This window comes from Pseudomonas sp. Irchel 3A5 (assembly GCF_900187575.1).
Lineage (GTDB): Bacteria > Pseudomonadota > Gammaproteobacteria > Pseudomonadales > Pseudomonadaceae > Aquipseudomonas > Aquipseudomonas folii.
Map to the genome: position 1 here is coordinate 162,830 of NZ_FYDU01000009.1, position 17,658 is coordinate 180,487.

Annotated in this window: 15 protein-coding genes; 7 read left to right on the forward strand and 8 right to left on the reverse strand. The window is 58.7% G+C overall.

Annotation, left to right across the window (positions count from 1 at the left end):
* The first annotated feature begins 4 nt into the window (after nucleotides 1-4).
* Entirely contained in the window at nucleotides 5-904 is a 900-nt protein-coding gene (locus CKW31_RS16850) for an AEC family transporter (RefSeq protein ID WP_095097574.1), read from the forward strand.
* An 18-nt stretch (nucleotides 905-922) separates the two neighbouring features.
* Here CKW31_RS16850 and CKW31_RS16855 read toward each other — a convergent pair whose 3' ends face one another.
* The 6 genes from CKW31_RS16855 to CKW31_RS16880 form a co-directional block, all read right to left on the reverse strand.
* Nucleotides 923-1,264 (reverse strand): hypothetical protein, encoded by a 342-nt coding sequence (locus tag CKW31_RS16855; RefSeq protein WP_095097311.1) that lies wholly within the window; start codon nucleotides 1,262-1,264, stop codon nucleotides 923-925.
* 338 nt (nucleotides 1,265-1,602) lie between these two features.
* A complete protein-coding gene (locus tag CKW31_RS16860; protein ID WP_095097314.1) occupies nucleotides 1,603-2,439 on the reverse strand; it encodes an energy transducer TonB in 837 nt (278 codons plus the stop codon).
* On the reverse strand, nucleotides 2,436-2,882 hold the full coding sequence (gene tolR / locus CKW31_RS16865) for a protein TolR (RefSeq protein ID WP_095097317.1): 447 nt from the start codon (nucleotides 2,880-2,882) through the stop codon (nucleotides 2,436-2,438). The genes CKW31_RS16860 and tolR overlap by 4 nt, the downstream gene beginning before the upstream one ends.
* Nucleotides 2,883-2,895: 13 nt before the next feature.
* Nucleotides 2,896-3,606, reverse strand: a complete 711-nt coding sequence (gene tolQ / locus CKW31_RS16870) for a protein TolQ (protein ID WP_095097320.1) — start codon at nucleotides 3,604-3,606, stop codon at nucleotides 2,896-2,898.
* 96 nt (nucleotides 3,607-3,702) lie between these two features.
* Nucleotides 3,703-5,640: a phytase gene (locus tag CKW31_RS16875; protein WP_095097323.1), complete on the reverse strand. Its 1,938-nt coding sequence runs from the start codon at nucleotides 5,638-5,640 to the stop codon at nucleotides 3,703-3,705.
* 63 nt (nucleotides 5,641-5,703) lie between these two features.
* Nucleotides 5,704-8,247, reverse strand: coding sequence for a TonB-dependent receptor (locus CKW31_RS16880; RefSeq protein ID WP_095097326.1), 2,544 nt, complete (start codon nucleotides 8,245-8,247; stop codon nucleotides 5,704-5,706).
* Between the two features lie 527 nt (nucleotides 8,248-8,774).
* Between CKW31_RS16880 and CKW31_RS16885 the strand changes: the two genes are divergently transcribed.
* Together CKW31_RS16885 and CKW31_RS16890 are read left to right on the forward strand one after the other, a co-directional pair.
* The gene (locus CKW31_RS16885) at nucleotides 8,775-9,689 is read left to right on the forward strand and encodes a GGDEF domain-containing protein (RefSeq protein ID WP_095097329.1); all 915 of its coding nucleotides are present in this window, start codon (nucleotides 8,775-8,777) and stop codon (nucleotides 9,687-9,689) included.
* A gap of 9 nt (nucleotides 9,690-9,698) precedes the next feature.
* On the forward strand, nucleotides 9,699-10,736 hold the full coding sequence (locus tag CKW31_RS16890) for an AraC family transcriptional regulator (RefSeq protein WP_095097332.1): 1,038 nt from the start codon (nucleotides 9,699-9,701) through the stop codon (nucleotides 10,734-10,736).
* 206 nt (nucleotides 10,737-10,942) lie between these two features.
* Here the strand turns inward: CKW31_RS16890 and CKW31_RS16895 are convergent, their stop codons facing one another.
* Nucleotides 10,943-11,809 (reverse strand): LysR family transcriptional regulator, encoded by an 867-nt coding sequence (locus tag CKW31_RS16895; protein WP_095097335.1) that lies wholly within the window; start codon nucleotides 11,807-11,809, stop codon nucleotides 10,943-10,945.
* A 101-nt stretch (nucleotides 11,810-11,910) separates the two neighbouring features.
* Between CKW31_RS16895 and CKW31_RS16900 the strand changes: the two genes are divergently transcribed.
* Together CKW31_RS16900 and CKW31_RS16905 are read left to right on the forward strand one after the other, a co-directional pair.
* Nucleotides 11,911-13,302: an aldehyde dehydrogenase family protein gene (locus CKW31_RS16900; RefSeq protein WP_095097338.1), complete on the forward strand. Its 1,392-nt coding sequence runs from the start codon at nucleotides 11,911-11,913 to the stop codon at nucleotides 13,300-13,302.
* 456 nt (nucleotides 13,303-13,758) lie between these two features.
* Nucleotides 13,759-14,628 (forward strand): oxaloacetate decarboxylase, encoded by an 870-nt coding sequence (locus CKW31_RS16905; protein WP_095097342.1) that lies wholly within the window; start codon nucleotides 13,759-13,761, stop codon nucleotides 14,626-14,628.
* Here the strand turns inward: CKW31_RS16905 and CKW31_RS16910 are convergent.
* The gene (locus tag CKW31_RS16910) at nucleotides 14,609-15,244 is read right to left on the reverse strand and encodes an NAD(P)H-dependent oxidoreductase (RefSeq protein WP_095097345.1); all 636 of its coding nucleotides are present in this window, start codon (nucleotides 15,242-15,244) and stop codon (nucleotides 14,609-14,611) included. The genes CKW31_RS16905 and CKW31_RS16910 overlap by 20 nt on opposite strands.
* A 131-nt stretch (nucleotides 15,245-15,375) precedes the next feature.
* On the opposite strand from CKW31_RS16910, the gene CKW31_RS16915 reads away from it, so the two are divergent.
* Both CKW31_RS16915 and CKW31_RS16920 read left to right on the forward strand, forming a co-directional pair.
* On the forward strand, nucleotides 15,376-15,954 hold the full coding sequence (locus CKW31_RS16915; protein ID WP_176469905.1) for a TetR/AcrR family transcriptional regulator: 579 nt from the start codon (nucleotides 15,376-15,378) through the stop codon (nucleotides 15,952-15,954).
* Nucleotides 15,951-17,654 carry an amidase gene (locus CKW31_RS16920; protein WP_095097351.1) on the forward strand — a complete coding sequence of 568 codons (1,704 nt, stop codon included), beginning with the start codon at nucleotides 15,951-15,953 and terminating at the stop codon, nucleotides 17,652-17,654. The genes CKW31_RS16915 and CKW31_RS16920 overlap by 4 nt, the downstream gene beginning before the upstream one ends.
* Nucleotides 17,655-17,658 lie beyond the last annotated feature (4 nt).

Here is a 17,658-nt window from a genome sequence, read left to right on the forward strand (position 1 = left end):
TGCCGTGGCCGTGCCGCAAGCTATTTTGCCGATCTTTCTGTTGATTGTTCTGGGCTACTTCCTGCGTCGCCGCGGGACGTTGTCGGCCGAGAGCAACAAGGCCTTTGGCGAACTGGCGTTCAAGTTGTTCATGCCCATGGTGCTGTTCATCGGCATGGCCAAGGCGCCGTTGCACGAGGGTTTGAACACGACGATTCTGGCGGCCTACTTCATTCCGGCGCTGATCATCTTTGCCGGCGTCAATCTGGTTGCTCACTGGCGCATCGGCCACCCTACACCCTTTGGCCTGACGGCGGCCTTCGGCAATAACGGGTTGATGGGTATTGCTCTGGTCGCCAGCCTGTTCGGCAACCCCGGTCTGGTGCTGCTGTTCACTATTCTGGCGGTACACAGCCTGTTGCTGTTCAGCTTTCAGAGCCTTTACAACAGTCTTGCCGGTGATGAGCCTTTCAGCTTTAAAACCCTGGTTGGCAGCCTGGCAAACCCGATGATCATCGGCTTGCTGCTCGGCGTGTTGCTTAACCTGTCGGGGCTGACGATGCCGTTATGGGCGGAGCATCTCACCACCTGGCTGGCCCAGGCTGCCCTGCCTTGCGCCTTGATCGTGCTCGGCGGCAATCTCGCCGGTTACCGCCTGCGCCCCAGCATCGAAGCGGTCGGTATTACCTTTGCCAAACTGCTGATCATGCCAGTGCTGGTATTGGTGACCTGCATGATCATCGGGATCAGCGGCATGCCACGAGCGGTGTTGATGCTGATGGCAGCGACGCCTTGCGGCTTGAATGTATTGGACTTCTCAAGGACGCAAGAAGACGTGCAGAAAACCAGCTCGGCCATTTGTCTGTCGACGCTGGTATCAGCGGCGACCATGCCAATGTGGATGTGGGTTGAAAGCTGGATTTGACCACCCAGCCTTCAATCCTTACAGGCATTCCTGCGCAGCCTGTTCGAAACTGGAAGGCGTAAAGCTGGAAGCCAGCGGTCGGCGTTCATAAAGAAACACTTTGCCGCCAGTTGGGGCTTTGTAGGCCTCAATCACGTTGTCGGCCGCGATAGCGCTGGAAACCACTACCCGATAATGACGCTGACTTTGCGACAGTGTCGGCGTGAACTTGCGGTCCTGCAATTTGGGCATCAGGCAGTCTGTGTACTGCTCAGGGGATTTCGCCGTCTGCAAAACCAGCGTTGGCTGATTGGGAGCAGTGGCACAACCAGCCAACAGTGAACCGGCAATCGCGGCAGTGAAGATGAGGGAAAGGCGCATGGACGAAATCCTGAACTAAAAAAATCTGCCAGCTGGGCAGGGTCTTCAATGCAGGGCATTTTCCGGATTTGCGGAGAAAACAGAAGCTGTACGTCGTGATGATGAATATTGTCGGGAGCAATAGTTCTGCGGGAGCGGTCCCGGTGTCCATGGCACCGCACGGCCTCGCGGCGAACAGAGAGCCCTGTGGGACCTGATTTATCCGGGAAGAGGCCCGTACTACGCTACATAATCGTGGTCAGAACGCTGCCTTCCCGGATAAATCCGGCCCCACATGTCCGGCGTAATACAGATATTTACGCGAAGTTTGACAGGCAGCCACGGCGGCATTTAACCGCTCACTTGATCCGGTAATGAAACGTGTTACGCACCGCAGGTACTGAAACTGCACGACCGTCTACGGTCCGAGGCTGATAACGGAAGGTGGTGGCCGCCGCCAGCGAAGGACGCATGAACATCGGGTGGCAGCCGTCCAGCACCTTGGGGTTTTCCACTTTGCCCTCGGGGGTGACGGTGTACTCCACGGTGCAGTCGCCCTCGATGTTCTTGTCCAGTGCGCGCTGCGGGTAATCGGGGGCTTCCTTGCTCAAGGGTAGATATTGACGACTGTCGACGCTAGCCTGGGCTGCTTGCTGCCGACTGCGTTCGGCGGCCTGGCGGGCCAATTCGGCGTTTTTTGTCTGCTGTTCCTGCTGTTGTCGTTGCTGCGCGAGGCGCTGCTCTTCGGCTTCGCGATTGCGTTTTTGTACTTCCAGTTGTTGCTGCTTTTCGGCCTGGTGCTCGAGCTTCTTTTCCTCTACCCGCTTGCGCGCCAGCGCTGCCTGCTCCAGTTTTTGCGCCTGAACCTGCGGATCCACTCTGGGTTTTGCAGGTTCCGGGATCGGCACAGGGGGCGCTGGTTGCACGACGGCAGGGAGTGGTTCTACCGGCTGCGGCTCGGCGACGGCAACCGACGGTTCGGGCTGAGCAGCAGGAGGCAGCATCACCAAATGGGTTTTCAGCACCATAGGCTGTTCAGGCTTGGGGGGTTCCACCGACCAGCCAGTCACCAGCAGGGCTAATACGACCGCGTGCAGCGCGACAGCCAGACTGGCCGCCAGGCTGTTTTTCCAGAAGCGATTGCGCACAACATCGCTCACCGCAAAGGTCGGGGGGTGCGTGGTCATCGTGCTCATTGCGGGGCCTCGGTCACCAGCCCGAGGTTGCTCACCCCGCTCTGCTGCAAGGCCGACATAGCGGCCACCACGCTGCCGTAACCGGCGTCTTTGTCAGCGCGGATGTAAACCTGGGTGTCGCCGCGCTGCGCCATGATTTGCGCAATCTTGCCGCGCATTTCGTCCAGCCCTACCGCGCTGTCAGTCTGACTCTGGGTATTCAATTCGCTTCCCAGGTTCCAGTAGTAACCGCCTTCGGCCTTCACCGACAGCGTCACGATCTGCTGCCGAGAGTCGTTGGCCAAGGCTTCACTGGCGACTTTGGGCAGCTCGATCTTCACCCCCTGAGTGAGCATCGGTGCAGTGACCATGAAGATCACCAGCAGCACCAGCATCACGTCGATGTAAGGCACCACGTTCATTTCGGCCTTTGGCCCGTGCTTGCGTTGCTGCCTGACTAACATGTGCTTGCTCCTCTCAGGCGGCTGCCGCCAGATTCACCGGCGCACCGTGCAGTTTGCGATGCATGCGTACCTGCAACTCGTTGCCGAAGGCGTAATAGCGGGTCAACAAGGTTTGACTGCGAGCAGAAAAGCGGTTGTAGGCAATGACCGCCGGGATGGCCGCGAACAGGCCAATCGCCGTGGCAATCAGCGCCTCGGCAATGCCCGGCGCTACCGTCGAGAGCGTGGCTTGTTGAACCTGAGACAAGCCGAGGAAGGAATTCATGATCCCCCACACAGTGCCGAAAAGACCGATATACGGGCTGACCGAGCCCACAGTCGCGAGAAACTGCAGACCTTTTTCCAGTTGCACTTCCTGCTCGCTGATGGCGACGTACAACGAGCGCTCGACGCCTTCGAGTACCACCTCTGGCGAACTGTTCGAGTGCTGGCCAAGCTGTTCATAGGCCTGGAAACCCGCCTGAAAAATCGGCGCTACACCGCCGTCACGATCCGTCGACTGCAGGCTGCTGCGGTACAGCGCCTGCAAATCCGGCGCTTGACGAAAGCCCAGAATGAACGTGTTGAGTTGCCGCTCGTTTCGGTTGAGTACCTGGCTGCGCTGGATGATCAGATACCAGCTCAACAACGAAGCGAGCAGCAGCGTCAGCATCACGGCCTTGACCAACAGACTGGCGTCGCTGATCAGTCCCCAAATCGTCATGTGTTCCAGTGTCGCGTGCATGTTCCGACTCCTTTTCCTGCGCCACGCAGGCCGTCAGCGGGCGACGGCCAGGGGCTATTCGATGAAATAGTGATGACCGGGTGATGACAGCCCGGATCAGGGCAAGGCAGCACCCGGCAAACTCAATGCCTTGGTGACTTCGCCCCAAGGAACAAACTTGAAGTTCTGGGTTTGCTCGGGCATACGCTTGCGTCCGTCTTGAACAACCAGCATGCCGCGGCTCCAGGGACCACCGAGGTTGACCGAGGTCACTTCAAGGCCGTCGGTTTCCGATGCGCCATCAATTCCCGTCGTTGCGTTCAAGCCGACTCGGAAAGCGCCATGGGAGGCAAATGGCGGTTCGGCCTCCAGCACCAGGTAGCTGTCATTGCCCTGGCTGGAAATCACCAGATAATCACGGGCATCACTCTGGTACAGCGCCAGCCCTTCTACGTCGGCGTGCAGTTGCGGGCCGACGCGAATTACACTGCTGAGCTTCGCCGACTGATCCGGTCTGGCGTCCAGCGCCCATACGCCGACATCTTCTTCGCCAATGAACAGGCGTTGACGCTGATCATCAGCGACGCAACCTTCAGGCTGGCTGTCGACTTTGAATTGACGCACCAACTCGCCATGGACTTTGCCGTCTGGTGCACTCAGGCGGTATTGCAGGAAGGTGCCATCCTTATCGTTGGCGAAAGCGTAGATCTCGCCGCTGGCGGGCTGGAACAGGCACATGCCATAGATGTTTTTCAGCGGCGTCGGGATCTCGCCCGCCACCTTCAACTCACCACTGGCGCGGTCGATGCTGAACAGGCTCAGGCTGTTGTGATCGCGATTGCTGGCCACGGCCAGGTCGACCGTTTGCTCTCCGAGGTTGAAATGGGGTCGCACATCAACGTTGTTCAAACGCCCGACGGGCAAGTCCTGAAGCAGCTTGCCCTGCAGGTCATATGTCAGCAGCCCCTGTTTCTTGTTGGTGCCCAGCACCCGGCTCAATTCGGGTTGCAGAGGGTGTATCCAGATCGCCGGATCATCCGCTGCATCACCCTGACGCCCCACCGGATCGCTCTGGCTGAGGGCGCCGACACTTGGCAGCACCGGTGGCAGTTGCACCGCGCTGGCTTGCCAGTTGATGTCGCCCTGATAAAGGCGACCATCGTCATCGTCACGTACGAGCACCTGTAAACCTTTGGCGGTGCGGCGAACGGCGATGCTTTCCGGTTCCTTCAGCCCCGGCAATGGCAACGCCGCTTCGGCTGACCAGGTATCACCCTGCTGCTGATAGAGGTGCAATTGCGCCGCGTCGGGGTCCAGCGCCACAACGCCGCCCGGCACCAGCGCCATGGCTCCAGCGGTTTTTTTGACCTGGCCAAAGGGGGCGCGAAGCGCCACAGGCAATCGGCTTGCATCTGCCTCAGGGTGCGCGGAATACGCCCACCAACCGAGGTTTTCTTCATTCACAAACAGTCGGTTTGCAGCGTCATCCACCTGGCAAAACTGAGCCTGAGGGGGCAACGGCAGACCGCGTACCCGCTGCGCGCTGGCATTGAGTTTTTCCGCACTGCCGACCAACCATTGCTCGCCCTTGCCCTCCTCGCCCACCAGAAACAAGAACAGGTTGCGGGCTTCATCGCGGTACAGGCACACACCGTTCACCGGGTAATCGCGAGCAGGCAGATACATCGGCTGCCCCCAACTGCGGTTTTGCGCATCAAGGCTGACCAGCACCGCTTGTTGACGATCATTGTCCAGGCTGGCAACAAGCACCTGTTGACCGACAGCCCGGACATCCAGGCCACTGAAAGAGCCCGGCAGGCGCGCCAGTTCCTTGCCCTGCTCGTCGAGCAACAGCAGGCCGTTGCGCTCGCTGGCAGCGATGCGCTCCGGGCCGAGGTTGTCCGGCAGAAATGCCACAGCACCCACGGCAAGGTTTTGCCCGGCAGCCCAGGGTTGCAACTGGAGACGTGGAGCGGCCGTCGCGGCCAACGCCGATCCAGCAGCGAAACTGATCAGCAAGGCCAACAAACACGTCTTGGGTAGAAAAGCTTTCATCAACGAAAAATCCTTGCGGTTCATTCACACGTGGCGGCCGCAGCAGGTGCGGCTGCCAGGGTCTTAGAAGTGAGTAAAAGTCAGGCCAAGCTTGTAGGTCGGGCCGTACTCTTCGTATTGGGCGTTGTAGGTACCGCGGCCGGTAGAAACGAAGTACGGCTGGTCGGTGAGGTTCTGGGCCTCGAAGCTGACTTGCAGGTTTTTGGTCAGCGAGTAACGGGCGCTGAAATCGATGAACGTCTGATCGTTGACGTACAGGTCATGAGCCTTGTCATTGATCGAGGCCAGCTCGTAGAGGTAGTCGGACTTGTAGTTGGCGGAGACGCGCAGGCTCAGCTTGTCGTTTTCCCAACCCAGCATGAGGTTGCCTACGGTGTCGGACTGGCTGGGCAAATCGATGTCGCGCTTCATCTGTCTGCCGCTGGCCTGATCAAAGCCTTTGATGCTCGCGTCAGAACGGCTGAACGTGGTGTTGGCGCCGATCAGCAGGCCGTTCCAAGGGGCGGGTAGCCAGTCGAATTTCTGTGAGTACGCCAGTTCCAGGCCGTAGAGCTTGGCGCTGTCGCCGTTGGCGAACGTGTTGGCTTCGGAGAAGTTCGCCCAACTGCCGGTACCGGCCTGATCGCTGTTGTAAACGAAGTTCTTGATGTCCTTGTAGAACACGAACGCAGACACGGTCCCGGCATGGCCCATGTAGTGCTCGATGCCCAGATCGAGGTTGCTTGATTCCAGCGGTTTCAGGTCCGGGTTACCAAAGGAGGCTTCGTCGCCGTCGATGACGAAGCCCGGCGCCAGTTGACCAAACGTTGGACGCACCACGGACTTGGTCCAGGCCGCACGGACCTGAGTGTTCTTGTCCAACTGATAGCGAGCGTGCAGCCCCGGCAACCAATGATGGTAACTGCGTTGGGTATCGCTGGCTGTGTAGACGCCGTCGGTAACCCCGGTGCCCTTGGCTTCCATCTCAGTGCCTTCGTAACGCATGCCTGCGATGAAACGCCAGTCGTCGATGTCGATGGTGTTCATCAGGTAACCGGCATTGATGTCTTCGCTGATCTTGAAGTCGTTGACCGTGGATTCTTCTTCATCGTAGAAGTCCGCAGGGTTGAGCCCGCTGATCACGTTACGAATGGCGCCGCCACTGATCCCTGGCCCGTAATTGCCAAGCCGATAATCGACGCTGCCCTTCTGGAATTGCGTGAGGTTGAGCTGATCATCGGTCAGGCCCAGCGCGCTGAAATCCTCATACACCCAGGCTTCCAGATCGTTGTCTTTATTGCGACGGCTCACCTTGCCGCCGAACTTGACCTGCGAGGCGTAACCCTTGAAGTCGTAATCACGGGCCAGATCCAGCCGCAGGTTTTTCTCTGTGTCCGTGGTTTTCTGTTTTTCCCACTCGACACTTTCAAGGGTGAAGTTGGACGGATCGTAGAAGGACGAACCAACGATCGGGCGCGGCTTGTCGACGTCATAAAAGCCACTGTTTGCGAAGGTGCTGTTGCCGGCAAACGTGGCATCGGCGATATGGCCGGGGCTGTCTTCGCCGGAGCGGCTGTAGCCTGCCTGACCGCTGAGGGTCCAGAGCCCCATCATCTTCTCGCCGCCGAAAACGTAGGACTGGATTTCCTGGGTTTCTTCACGCTGCTTGAGGTGCCGCGCGCCTTCGGCGTCGCCCAACTGCCATGCCGCCTGAGCGTCATCGAATTCAAGGGTGGTGGCGTTGCGGGTTTCGCTGTCCTTGAAGCGGCTGTACAGCGTGCGCAGGTAGTAGCTGCTGGTGTCGTCGGGCTTGTAGTCGAAGTTCAAGCCACCGCCAGCGCGTTCGCGGGTGATGTCGTAGTCGCGTTGTTCGAGTTCCTCCAGCCGGGCACCCTGCCCGAAATCCCAGCCACCGCCAGTCTCTACGTTGTCCGAGCCGAAGTCGCGCTTCTGCCAGCTCAGGGCCGCCGCGACGCCGAAGTTATCAATGCCGTCACCGAGGCTGAAACGATCACTGATGGCACCGGAAAACTTGGGGCTGGTCTGGCGAGTATTCTTGTCGTAGCTGGCTTCGCTACTGCCGGTGTAGAACAGGCCTTTGTGATCGAACGCCGACAGGCTTTTGACATCCACGGTGCCACCCAGGGAGTTGGCATCCATGTCCGGCGTCAGGGTCTTGATCACCGACAGCGACTGCACCAACTCGGAAGGCAACACGTCCAGCGCGACGGCGCGGCGCTCACTTTCCGGGGATGGCACCAGCGTGCCGTTGATGGTGACGCTGTTGAGGTCCGGCCCCAGCCCCCGAACACTGACGAAGCGCCCTTCCCCCTGATCACGCTCGACGCTGACACCGGGCAGGCGCTGCACGGCTTCGGCAACGTTTTCATCGGGCAACTGGCCGACGCCATCGGCATGCACCACGCTCTTGATGCTATCGGAGCTACGCTGTTCCTTGAGCGCCTGATCCAGGCTGGCAGCCTGGCCGACCACTTGAACGTGCTCAGTGTTGGCAGTGCTTTCTGCGGCGCTGAGTCGCTCACTGGCGATTGCCATGCCCAGTGCAGTCAAGGTGAAGCTGACGATTGCGGCAGAACTGCGGCGCGGCTGATAGCTAGGCGGGTACATGGTCATCCTCTCCCCAAACGCCAGGCAAGTGGCCCGGCAACTGGAAGGGCAAGCTAGGGTCAGGCAATGACGATTCTGTGACAGCGCTTTGCCGGGAGAGGCGAGAACAGGGGGTTCGCGGAGGTTTACAGGGGAAATTGAGCTGAAATGACCTTTATTACGTGAGCCGTCTCCTCCCCCTTCGCGAAATCAATTCGCTCCCATCAAACAAGATGCCATTTTCTGGGTTGACCCAAATTCTGTAGGCGCTCACCGAGGTTACGAGGCCAGCGATGGCGGAGTGTCAGACAAACCGCTATCGCTGGCCTCGTAACCTCGGTGAGCGCCTACAGTGCAATGTTTGTGTCAGGGTCGCCGGGACCGCTCGTGCAGATCAAGGCCAGTCATAGAGTGCCGCCTGATAAAAAAACTCACCATCCCGCATGAGCTGATTCGACCCCTGACCTACCTTTGCGCCCGGTCACGCACCTGTCACAAACATCTGCTGTGCTGGCGCGCACTGCCTCTGTTCCGAAAGGATCACTGCCATGTTTACCGTGCTCAAACCCCACCGTTGGAAACTGGGTGCTCTGCTGCTGGCAGCCAATCTGGGTTTACTCCTGCACCTGGCCTTCGGCAGCCTCAAGTCGGTCAGTGAATGGGTCTGGCTGGACATCATCGGTGAAGGTGGCACGACGCTGCTGGCATTGGTATGGCTGGGCCTGGTGCTGAAAAGCCGCCCGGCAGGACGGGTCACCAACTACCTGGCGTTGGGATTGAGCTGCATATTTTTTTCGTGGTGGATAGACAGTCTCGATGAGTTCATCCGCCTGCCTGACAGCATCACCTGGGACCACTGGATGGAATCAGGGCCCATGCCAATAGGCATGATTTTGCTGACCATCGGGATCTATCACTGGCACCGCGAGCAACTGGCAATCAGCGTTCAGATGGAGAAGCGTGAAAAGCTGTTCCGCGAGCATCGCCTGTTCGACAAACTCACGCCGCTGGGCAGCGCTGATTATCTCAAACGCCAACTGATCGCCAGCCTTGAAGAAAGCCACGAACAACATCAGCCGCTATCACTGCTGGCAGTGGACCTGGACAATTTCTCTTCCATCAATCGAGCTTTCGGGCATGCCGAAGGCGATGCTGTGCTGCAAGCGATCAGTCATTTGCTGTTACTGAACCTGCGCCGCCAGGACCTGCTCTGTCGGCTGGCAGGTGACCGCTTTGTGGTGCTACTGCCTAATACCGGCGAAAGCCAGGCGAAATTGCTGGCACTGGAGTTACAACAAGCCGTTGCCGGGCTGGCTCACAAGACGCGGCAACAGGGCGAGCGGCTGCGTCTGGCGGCTACTACTGCAGTAGTCATGGCCATGGAGGAGACACCTGAAGCGCTACTCAAACGCCTCAACCTGGCACTTGCACGCAACAAACAGCCTCTGGCAAACATCGCCTGAGGCCCGGTCATGACCCTGAAAAACAGCTGGTACGAAACCGATAGCCGCTTTATTCCCGGGCATTACCAACCCGCGACCCTGATTGACCTGGCGCTGTCCCGGGATATCGACAGCCATCGCCTGCTGCGCGGTACCGGCCTGTTCCACGAGGATATTCTGGCAGGCCAGACACGCCTGAGTCCGCAGCAGTTTCTCGGCCTGATCGGCAATAGCCGACGGCTGCTGGATGCTGATGACACAAGCTTCCTGTTCGGCCAGCGTTTGCTGCCTGGTCATTACGGTGCCGCCAGCCATGCGCTGCGCCACGCACAGAATCTGCATCAAGCGCTGGACACGCTGATCCAGCAACAGGCATTGCTCAGCCCGCTGGCAGCGCCCCGGCTGATGCTGGATGAAAAGCATGCCTGGTTTTACTGGCTCGACAGTTGCGGTGCTGGCGAGCAGTGGCGTTTTTTGCTGGAGGCCAGCATGACCTCACTGGTGTCCATGAGTCAGTGGCTCAGCGGCCAGCGCTTGCCGTGGGAATGCAGTTTAAGCCACGCAGAACCGCGTTATGTCGAGCAGTACTGGGTGCATCTGGGCGAAAACGTCCAGTTCAATCGGCCAATGGATATGATGCGTATTCCACGAGCTTTTCTGGCCATGCAGTGGCCGGATGCTTCAGCTACGGCCGGGCAGGTTGCGCGGCAGGAAGCGCAAATCCAGATTGAACAACTGGGCTTCGACACCAGCTTTCTGGACTGCCTTTACCGCTACCTGCAAACCCATGTCCGTCAGGCGCCCAACCTGGAACAAGCCGCCCAGCAGTTCGCCATGAGCCCGGCCACCCTCAAGCGCAAACTGCAGAAACATGACACTGGATTTCAGCAACAAGTCGATCTGGCGCGCAAGCACATGGCCCTGTACCTCTACCAGATCAAAGGGCTGAGCAACGAAGAAGTGGCCGAATACCTTAACTTCACCGATGCCGCCAACTTTCGGCGCTCATTCAAACGCTGGACCGGCAGCACGCCCAACCTGATTCGGCAGTTGTTCAATGTGAGGTGACCTATGTATGCCCGCAGGTTGACGTGGGACCGGCTTCAGGCGGTATTTCTGACGATGAAAATGCAGTGAATGTGCTGGTCTCTTCCCGGCTAAAGCCGGTCCCACGACGAAGGTGCGTACGCAAACATAGAAGTCTCTAGCAGGTGCAGTATGATTTCTAGAAATTACTGGATTTTCCGAAGCCCCGATTATTGCGAAACAGCCGGCTAAACCACCCCCCGCTCCTCCAGCATGCGCACAAACATGGTGAGGCTGCGGGACACGGTGCCTTTGCGCCACACGAGCCAGGTGCGCAAAAAACGGAACGCTTCTGCCATCGGCCAGACGCTGACAGTGGTACAGCCCGGCATGCTCTGCAACATGCTGCGCGGCATGAGCGCCAGACCAGCACCGGCACTCACACAGGCGAGCATGCCGTGATACGACTCCATCTCAAATATCTTGCCGGGCACTGCGGCGTCATTGGCGAACCACTGTTCGAAGTGATGCCGATAGGAACAGTTGGAGCGGAACGCGTAAATATTCTCGCCGCTGACATCCAGCGCGCGACTGATCGGCGCATGGCTGAGCGGCGCAATCAGCACCATCTCTTCCTCGAACGCAGGCACACCTTCAAGTGCCGGGTGCAAAACCGGACCGTCGACAAAAGCCGCCACCAACCGACCGGCCAGTACGGCATCGATCATGGTGCCAGACGGCCCGGTGGAAAGATCCAGTTCGACTTTCGAGTACTGCTGGTTGTAGGCCGCCAGCAGTTCGGGAATCCGCACCGCCGCTGTGCTCTCAAGTGAACCAAGGGCAAATGATCCCTGAGGTTCTTCACCGGCAACCGTGGCGCGGGCCTCCCCCACCAGGTCAAGAATGCGCCGGGCGTAATCGAGAAAACTCCAGCCTGCGGGCGAAAGACGCAAGCGGCTTTTCTCCCGGATAAACAGATCCACGCCCAGATCCTGTTCCAGTTGTTTGATCCGGGTGGTCAGGTTTGAAGGCACCCGATGGATGTGTTGCGCCGCAGCGCTGATGCTGCCCTGCTCGGCAACGGCCTTGAACATTTCCAGCTGAACCAGATCCACGCCATTCTCCTTTCGTGAAAGATACGATCAGTATTATTCAGTTTTCATAAAAATAACAACGCCGTAACCTGAACTCATTCCCCACCCAGCAGGACGGTGCAATGACTACTATCTCCAGCGTTTCCCATGCCATTTCGATCAACCCCGCCAATGGCGAACAGATCGGACACTACCCTTTTGAATCTGATTCAGCCCTGGACGCCACCTTGTCACGAGCCTCCAGTGGTTTTGCTGTCTGGCGTAAAACGCCGGTCACGCAGCGCGCACGGCTCATGATCGCCCTGGCCAAAGCCTTGCGGGACAGCGCCGCCAACATGGCGAACATGATCACTCAGGAAATGGGCAAGCCGATTACCCAGGCCCGAGGCGAAATTGAAAAATGCGCACAACTTTGCGAGTGGTACGCCGAACACGGACCAGCCATGCTCAGCGCCGAGCCGACCCTGGTTGAAGGCGGAAAAGCGCAAATTGAATACCGCCCGCTCGGCCCGATTCTGGCGGTAATGCCATGGAATTTCCCGATCTGGCAGGTGCTGCGTGGCGCTGTTCCGGTATTGCTCGCCGGTAATACCTACGTACTGAAACACGCACCCAATGTGATGGGCAGTGCTTATCTGATGCAGGACGCCTTCAAGCGCGCGGGTTTTACAGACGGTGTTTTTGAAGTCATCAACGTGACACCTGAAGGCGTTTCCAAAGCGATCGCCGACCCGCGCATCGCAGCGGTGACGCTGACCGGTAGCGTGCGTGCTGGCATGGCCATCGGTGCCCAGGCCGGTGCCGCTTTGAAGAAATGCGTGCTGGAACTGGGCGGCTCCGACCCGTTCATCGTGCTCAATGATGCGGACCTGGATGACGCGGTAAAAGCCGCCGTCATCGGGCGTTTCCAGAACAGCGGGCAAGTTTGCGCAGCGGCCAAGCGCCTGATTGTCGAGCAAGGTGTGGTCGAGGAATTCACCCGCAAATTCGTCGAAGCAACACGTCAGCTGTCGGTCGGCGATCCATTGCTGGCGGACACTTACGTCGGCCCGATGGCGCGGTTCGATCTGCGTGATGAGCTGGACGGCCAGGTCCAGGCCACTCTGAAAGAAGGCGCAACGTTGTTGCTTGGCGGCAAAAAAGCCCAAGGCGCGGGCAATTTCTATGAGCCGACAGTTTTTGCCGATGTCACCGACCAGATGACTTCGTTCAAGGAGGAGTTATTCGGCCCGGTTGCCTCGATCATTACCGCCCGGGATGCCGAACACGCCCTGGCATTGGCCAATGACAGCGAGTTCGGTCTCACCGCGACTGTCTATACCCGCAACGTTGATCAGGCGCGCAAAATGGCTGATGAACTGGAAACCGGTGGTGTATTCATCAACGGCTACAGCGGCAGCGACCCGAGGGTGAGCTTTGGTGGCGTGAAGAAAAGTGGTTTTGGCCGTGAGCTGTCGCACTTCGGTCTCAGGGAATTCTGCAATGCGCAGACTGTGTGGCTGGATCGTCGTTAAGCGACAGGTGACAATTCTGCCTTCCCTGCCCTCATCAGGGTGTCCTGTGGGCAGGGCTTTTACACAGGATTCACTGACGTGGGACCGGCTTTAGCCGGGAAAGCTGCCTGTCAGATGCCACATATTCAGCGGATGTCCCGGCCTCTTCCCGGCTAAAGCCGGTCCCACGTCAGTGAGTCCTGTGGGAGTAACCGGGGTGACGCTCCACCTTGCTCGCGACAGCGTTTAATCAAACTATAGAGGGCAAGAACCAGCACTCGGGTCGCAGTTCTCTGATAAAAAGCCCGTTGCGCGAATATACGCAATGAAAATCGTTTCAGCTCAAGCATAACCCCTTGCCAGACGGCGATCATGCAGTTTGTGCATGGGTCATTCTCAAACGTCATAACCCTATATTTTCGTGCGTGGTAGTCTCGCGCCACTACGAATAGAAGATGCCTAGAATCAGGAAACCTCATGCCCAGAATTTCCCATTTGGCGCTGCGCCAGAATTTTCGCGCGCTGCTTGCTTCACAAACCTGCTTCGAAACCGCATCTGTCTTCGATCCGATGTCTGCACGCATCGCCGGAGACCTGGGTTTCGAGGTTGGCATCCTGGGAGGTTCAGTGGCATCGCTGCAGGTATTGGCAGCGCCGGATTTCGCGCTGATTACCCTGACTGAGTTCGCTGAACAGGCCACCCGGATCGGCCGCGTTGCACAGCTGCCGTTCATCGCAGACGCCGACCACGGTTACGGAAATGCCCTGAACGTGATGCGTACCGTTGAAGAGCTTGAACGCGCCGGCGTTGCGGCACTGACGATTGAAGACACGCTGCTGCCTGCCCAGTTCGGCCGCAAATCCACCGACCTGATTACCATCGAAGAAGGCATTGGCAAGGTCAAAGCCGCTCTGGAAGCACGCATTGACCCCGAGCTGTCGATCATTGCCCGGACCAATGCCGGCGTCTTGCCGGTCAAGGACATCATCGAACGCACCAAGGCCTATGAAAAGGCTGGCGCCGACGGCATCTGTATCGTTGGCATCAGTGACTTCGAACACCTTGAACAGATCTCGGAACACCTCACCGTGCCGCTGATGCTGGTGACTTACGGCAATCCCAAGCTCAATGACTCACAGCGTCTGGCAAGCCTGGGCGTGCGCATCATCGTCAAGGGCCATGCCGCCTACTTCGCAGCGATCAAGGCGACTTACGACTCACTGCGCGCCCAGCGCCAGGTTACACACAGCACGTCGAACCTGAGCGCTACCGAACTGACCCACACTTACACCCTGCCTGAGAACTATGTGGCCTGGGCCAAAGAGTTCATGGATGTGAAAGAGTAATCACGGCGCGAGGCTTAGGCTGACATTCACAAGGGAAAATGACGCTTCCTTTCTTGTAGGCAGCGTTCAGATGAACGGCTGGTTCCTGCGTTTCTGAATCGAGCATCAGCTCTGACGTGATCACCCTGGCCCCGCAGTAATCAAAGATGCCGTGATCTATCTGCGTCTTCATGGCTGACGCATAGCCGTGACGCTCATAGGTTCCAGCATCTGCACCGCCGACTCCTACCAGATGCACCTCGAGGTCCGTGAGTTTCTTGATCAGGGTCGCCTCAGCGCTGAAGTCGAACGCCCAGCCGTTGGAGAAGACCCGATCTATCCATCCCTTAAGCAACGCGGGCATGGACCACCAGTAAACCGGATACACGATGATCAACGCGTCTGCGCGATCAATGCGTGCCTGCTCGGCTGCCACGTCTGCCGGGAACGGCCCTTCTTTTCGATGAACTGCGATATCAGCAGCGGTAAAGCGTGGATCGAACCCCGCAGCGGCCAGGTCGACCAGCTCGACCGTGTTGGCCTCGCTTGCATCGCTGATGCCTTCTGCGATGCGCCTGGCAATGCCATGAGTGAGGGAGCTGGAATCGTGGTGGCTGACGACGATGAGTGCGTGCATGGTAAAGCTCCGACGCTGGATGGATTGCTGATGAATGTTCACAGCTATATACTTTTCGTAAATTAAAGCTAAGTTACCTTTGGTATATAATCGTGTCAAGCCAGCCACCAGACGCAAAGCCGCGCCAACGCATGTCCCGGGAAGGTCGCCTCAGTCAACTGCTGGAAGTGGCATGGCAAATCGTTCGCGAGGAAGGCACGGAAAGCCTGACACTGGGGCATCTGGCGCAAATCGCAGGGGTTACCAAACCTGTCGTATATGATCACTTCCCCACTCGCCCGCTGCTGTTGGCCAAACTCTATGCAGATTTTGATGTTCGACAAACCGCTCGCCTGGACGAAGCATTGCGCAACAGCGATTCGACCGTGCAGGCACGAGCGAGGGTCATTGCCGACTCCTACGTCGATTGTGTGCTGCTGCAAGGCCGGGAAATTCCTGGCGTGATCGCAGCGCTGAGCAGCTCTCCTGAACTGGAGAAAATCAAACGTGATTACGAGCTGATCTTCATGGGCAAATGTCGAGCAGCACTGGGAAGTCACAGCAAACCGAGTCAGATTTCGAACGCCCAGTTACGCGCCATGCTCGGCGCGGCGGATGCACTTTCCAATGCCGCCGCAGTGGATGAAATTTCCGCAGACGAGGCGAAGTCCGAGCTTTATGAAATTATTCTGGCCATGACTGAAAGAGCTCATTACGTGAGAACCCAATGATCAACGTCACAGAAGTTTCCATCGCGGATCTGCGCGCTGCGCTTGAGTCAGGCCAGACCACGGCCGTCGAGCTGGTTGAGGCGTATCTTGCCCGGATTGACGCTTACGACGGTCCGGATACACCTACCGCGCTGAATGCCGTGGTGGTTCGCAACCCTCAAGCCATTGCCGAGGCCCGGGCGTCTGACGCTCGTCGCGCGAATGGCCAAACGCTTGGCCCGCTGGACGGCATCCCCTACACCGCCAAGGACAGCTATCTGGTCAAAGGCCTCACCGCCGCGTCAGGAAGTCCTGCATTTGTCGACCTGGTCGCTCAGCATGACGCCTTTACCATCGGCCGACTTCGCGCCGCCGGGGCGATCTGTCTGGGCAAGACCAATATGCCACCGATGGCTAACGGCGGCATGCAGCGTGGGGTCTATGGTCGCGCCGAGAGCCCTTACAACGCTGAGTACCTGACCGCTCCGTTTGCTTCCGGCTCATCGAATGGTGCTGGCACCGCAACCGCCGCCAGCTTTGCCGCGTTCGGCATGGCTGAGGAAACCTGGTCCAGCGGCCGAGGTCCTGCCTCCAACAACGGCCTGTGTGCATATACCCCATCGCGAGGAGTCATATCGGTGCGTGGCAACTGGCCGCTGACGCCGACCATGGATGTTGTGGTGCCCTACGCCAGAACCATGGCTGACCTGCTTGAAGTGCTCGATGTGATCGTCGCAGAAGATCCCGACACCCGAGGCGATCTCTGGCGGTTGCAGCCGTGGGTAGAGCTTCCGAGTGTGGCTTCGGTGCGCCCTGCTTCCTATGGCGAACTTGCAGTGAGTTCACAGACGCTCGCGGGCAAACGCTTCGGTGTGCCGCGTATGTACATCAACGCCGATCCGCTGGCAGGCACCGCAGAAAAACCCGGGATTGGCGGTCCAACTGGCCAGCGCATCATCACTCGCCCGTCCGTCATTGATCTGTGGCAAGAGGCGCGCAAGGCGCTCGAAGCCGCCGGGGCTGAAGTGATCGAAGTGGATTTCCCGCTGGTGTCGAACTGCGAGGGTGATCGTCCCGGTGCGCCGACGGTGTTTACCCGCGGGCTGGTCTCGAAGGAGTTCCTGCATCACGAACTGTGGGATTTGTCGGCCTGGGCCTTTGATGAATTCCTGCGGGCCAATGGCGACCCGGCGCTGAATCGTCTGGCCGATGTCGACGGGGCGAAAATCTTCCCCCACGACCCAGGCACCCTGCCCAACCGTGAAGACGATCTGGCTGCCGGTATGGATGAGTATGTGCGCATGGCCAAGCGCGGGATCACGCCCTGGAATGAGATCCCTTCCCTGCCGGATGGCCTTCGCGGGCTGGAGCAGACGCGTCGCATCGACCTGGAAGACTGGATGGAAGGCCTGGGTCTTGACGCGGTGCTGTTTCCAACGGTGGCCGATGTGGGCCCGGCCAATGCCGATGTCGACCTGCAATCAGCCGATATCGCCTGGAGCAATGGCGTGTGGGTGGCCAACGGTAATCTCGCCATTCGCCACTTGGGCGTGCCGACCGTCACTGTGCCAATGGGCGTGATGGCAGACATTGGCATGCCGGTGGGGCTGACGTTCGCAGGACGTGCGTATGACGACTCGAACCTGCTGCGCTTTGCTTCGGCATTTGAGGCGATCGGCAGCAAGCGGATAATTCCGCCAAGAACGCCGACACTTAAGTGACGCT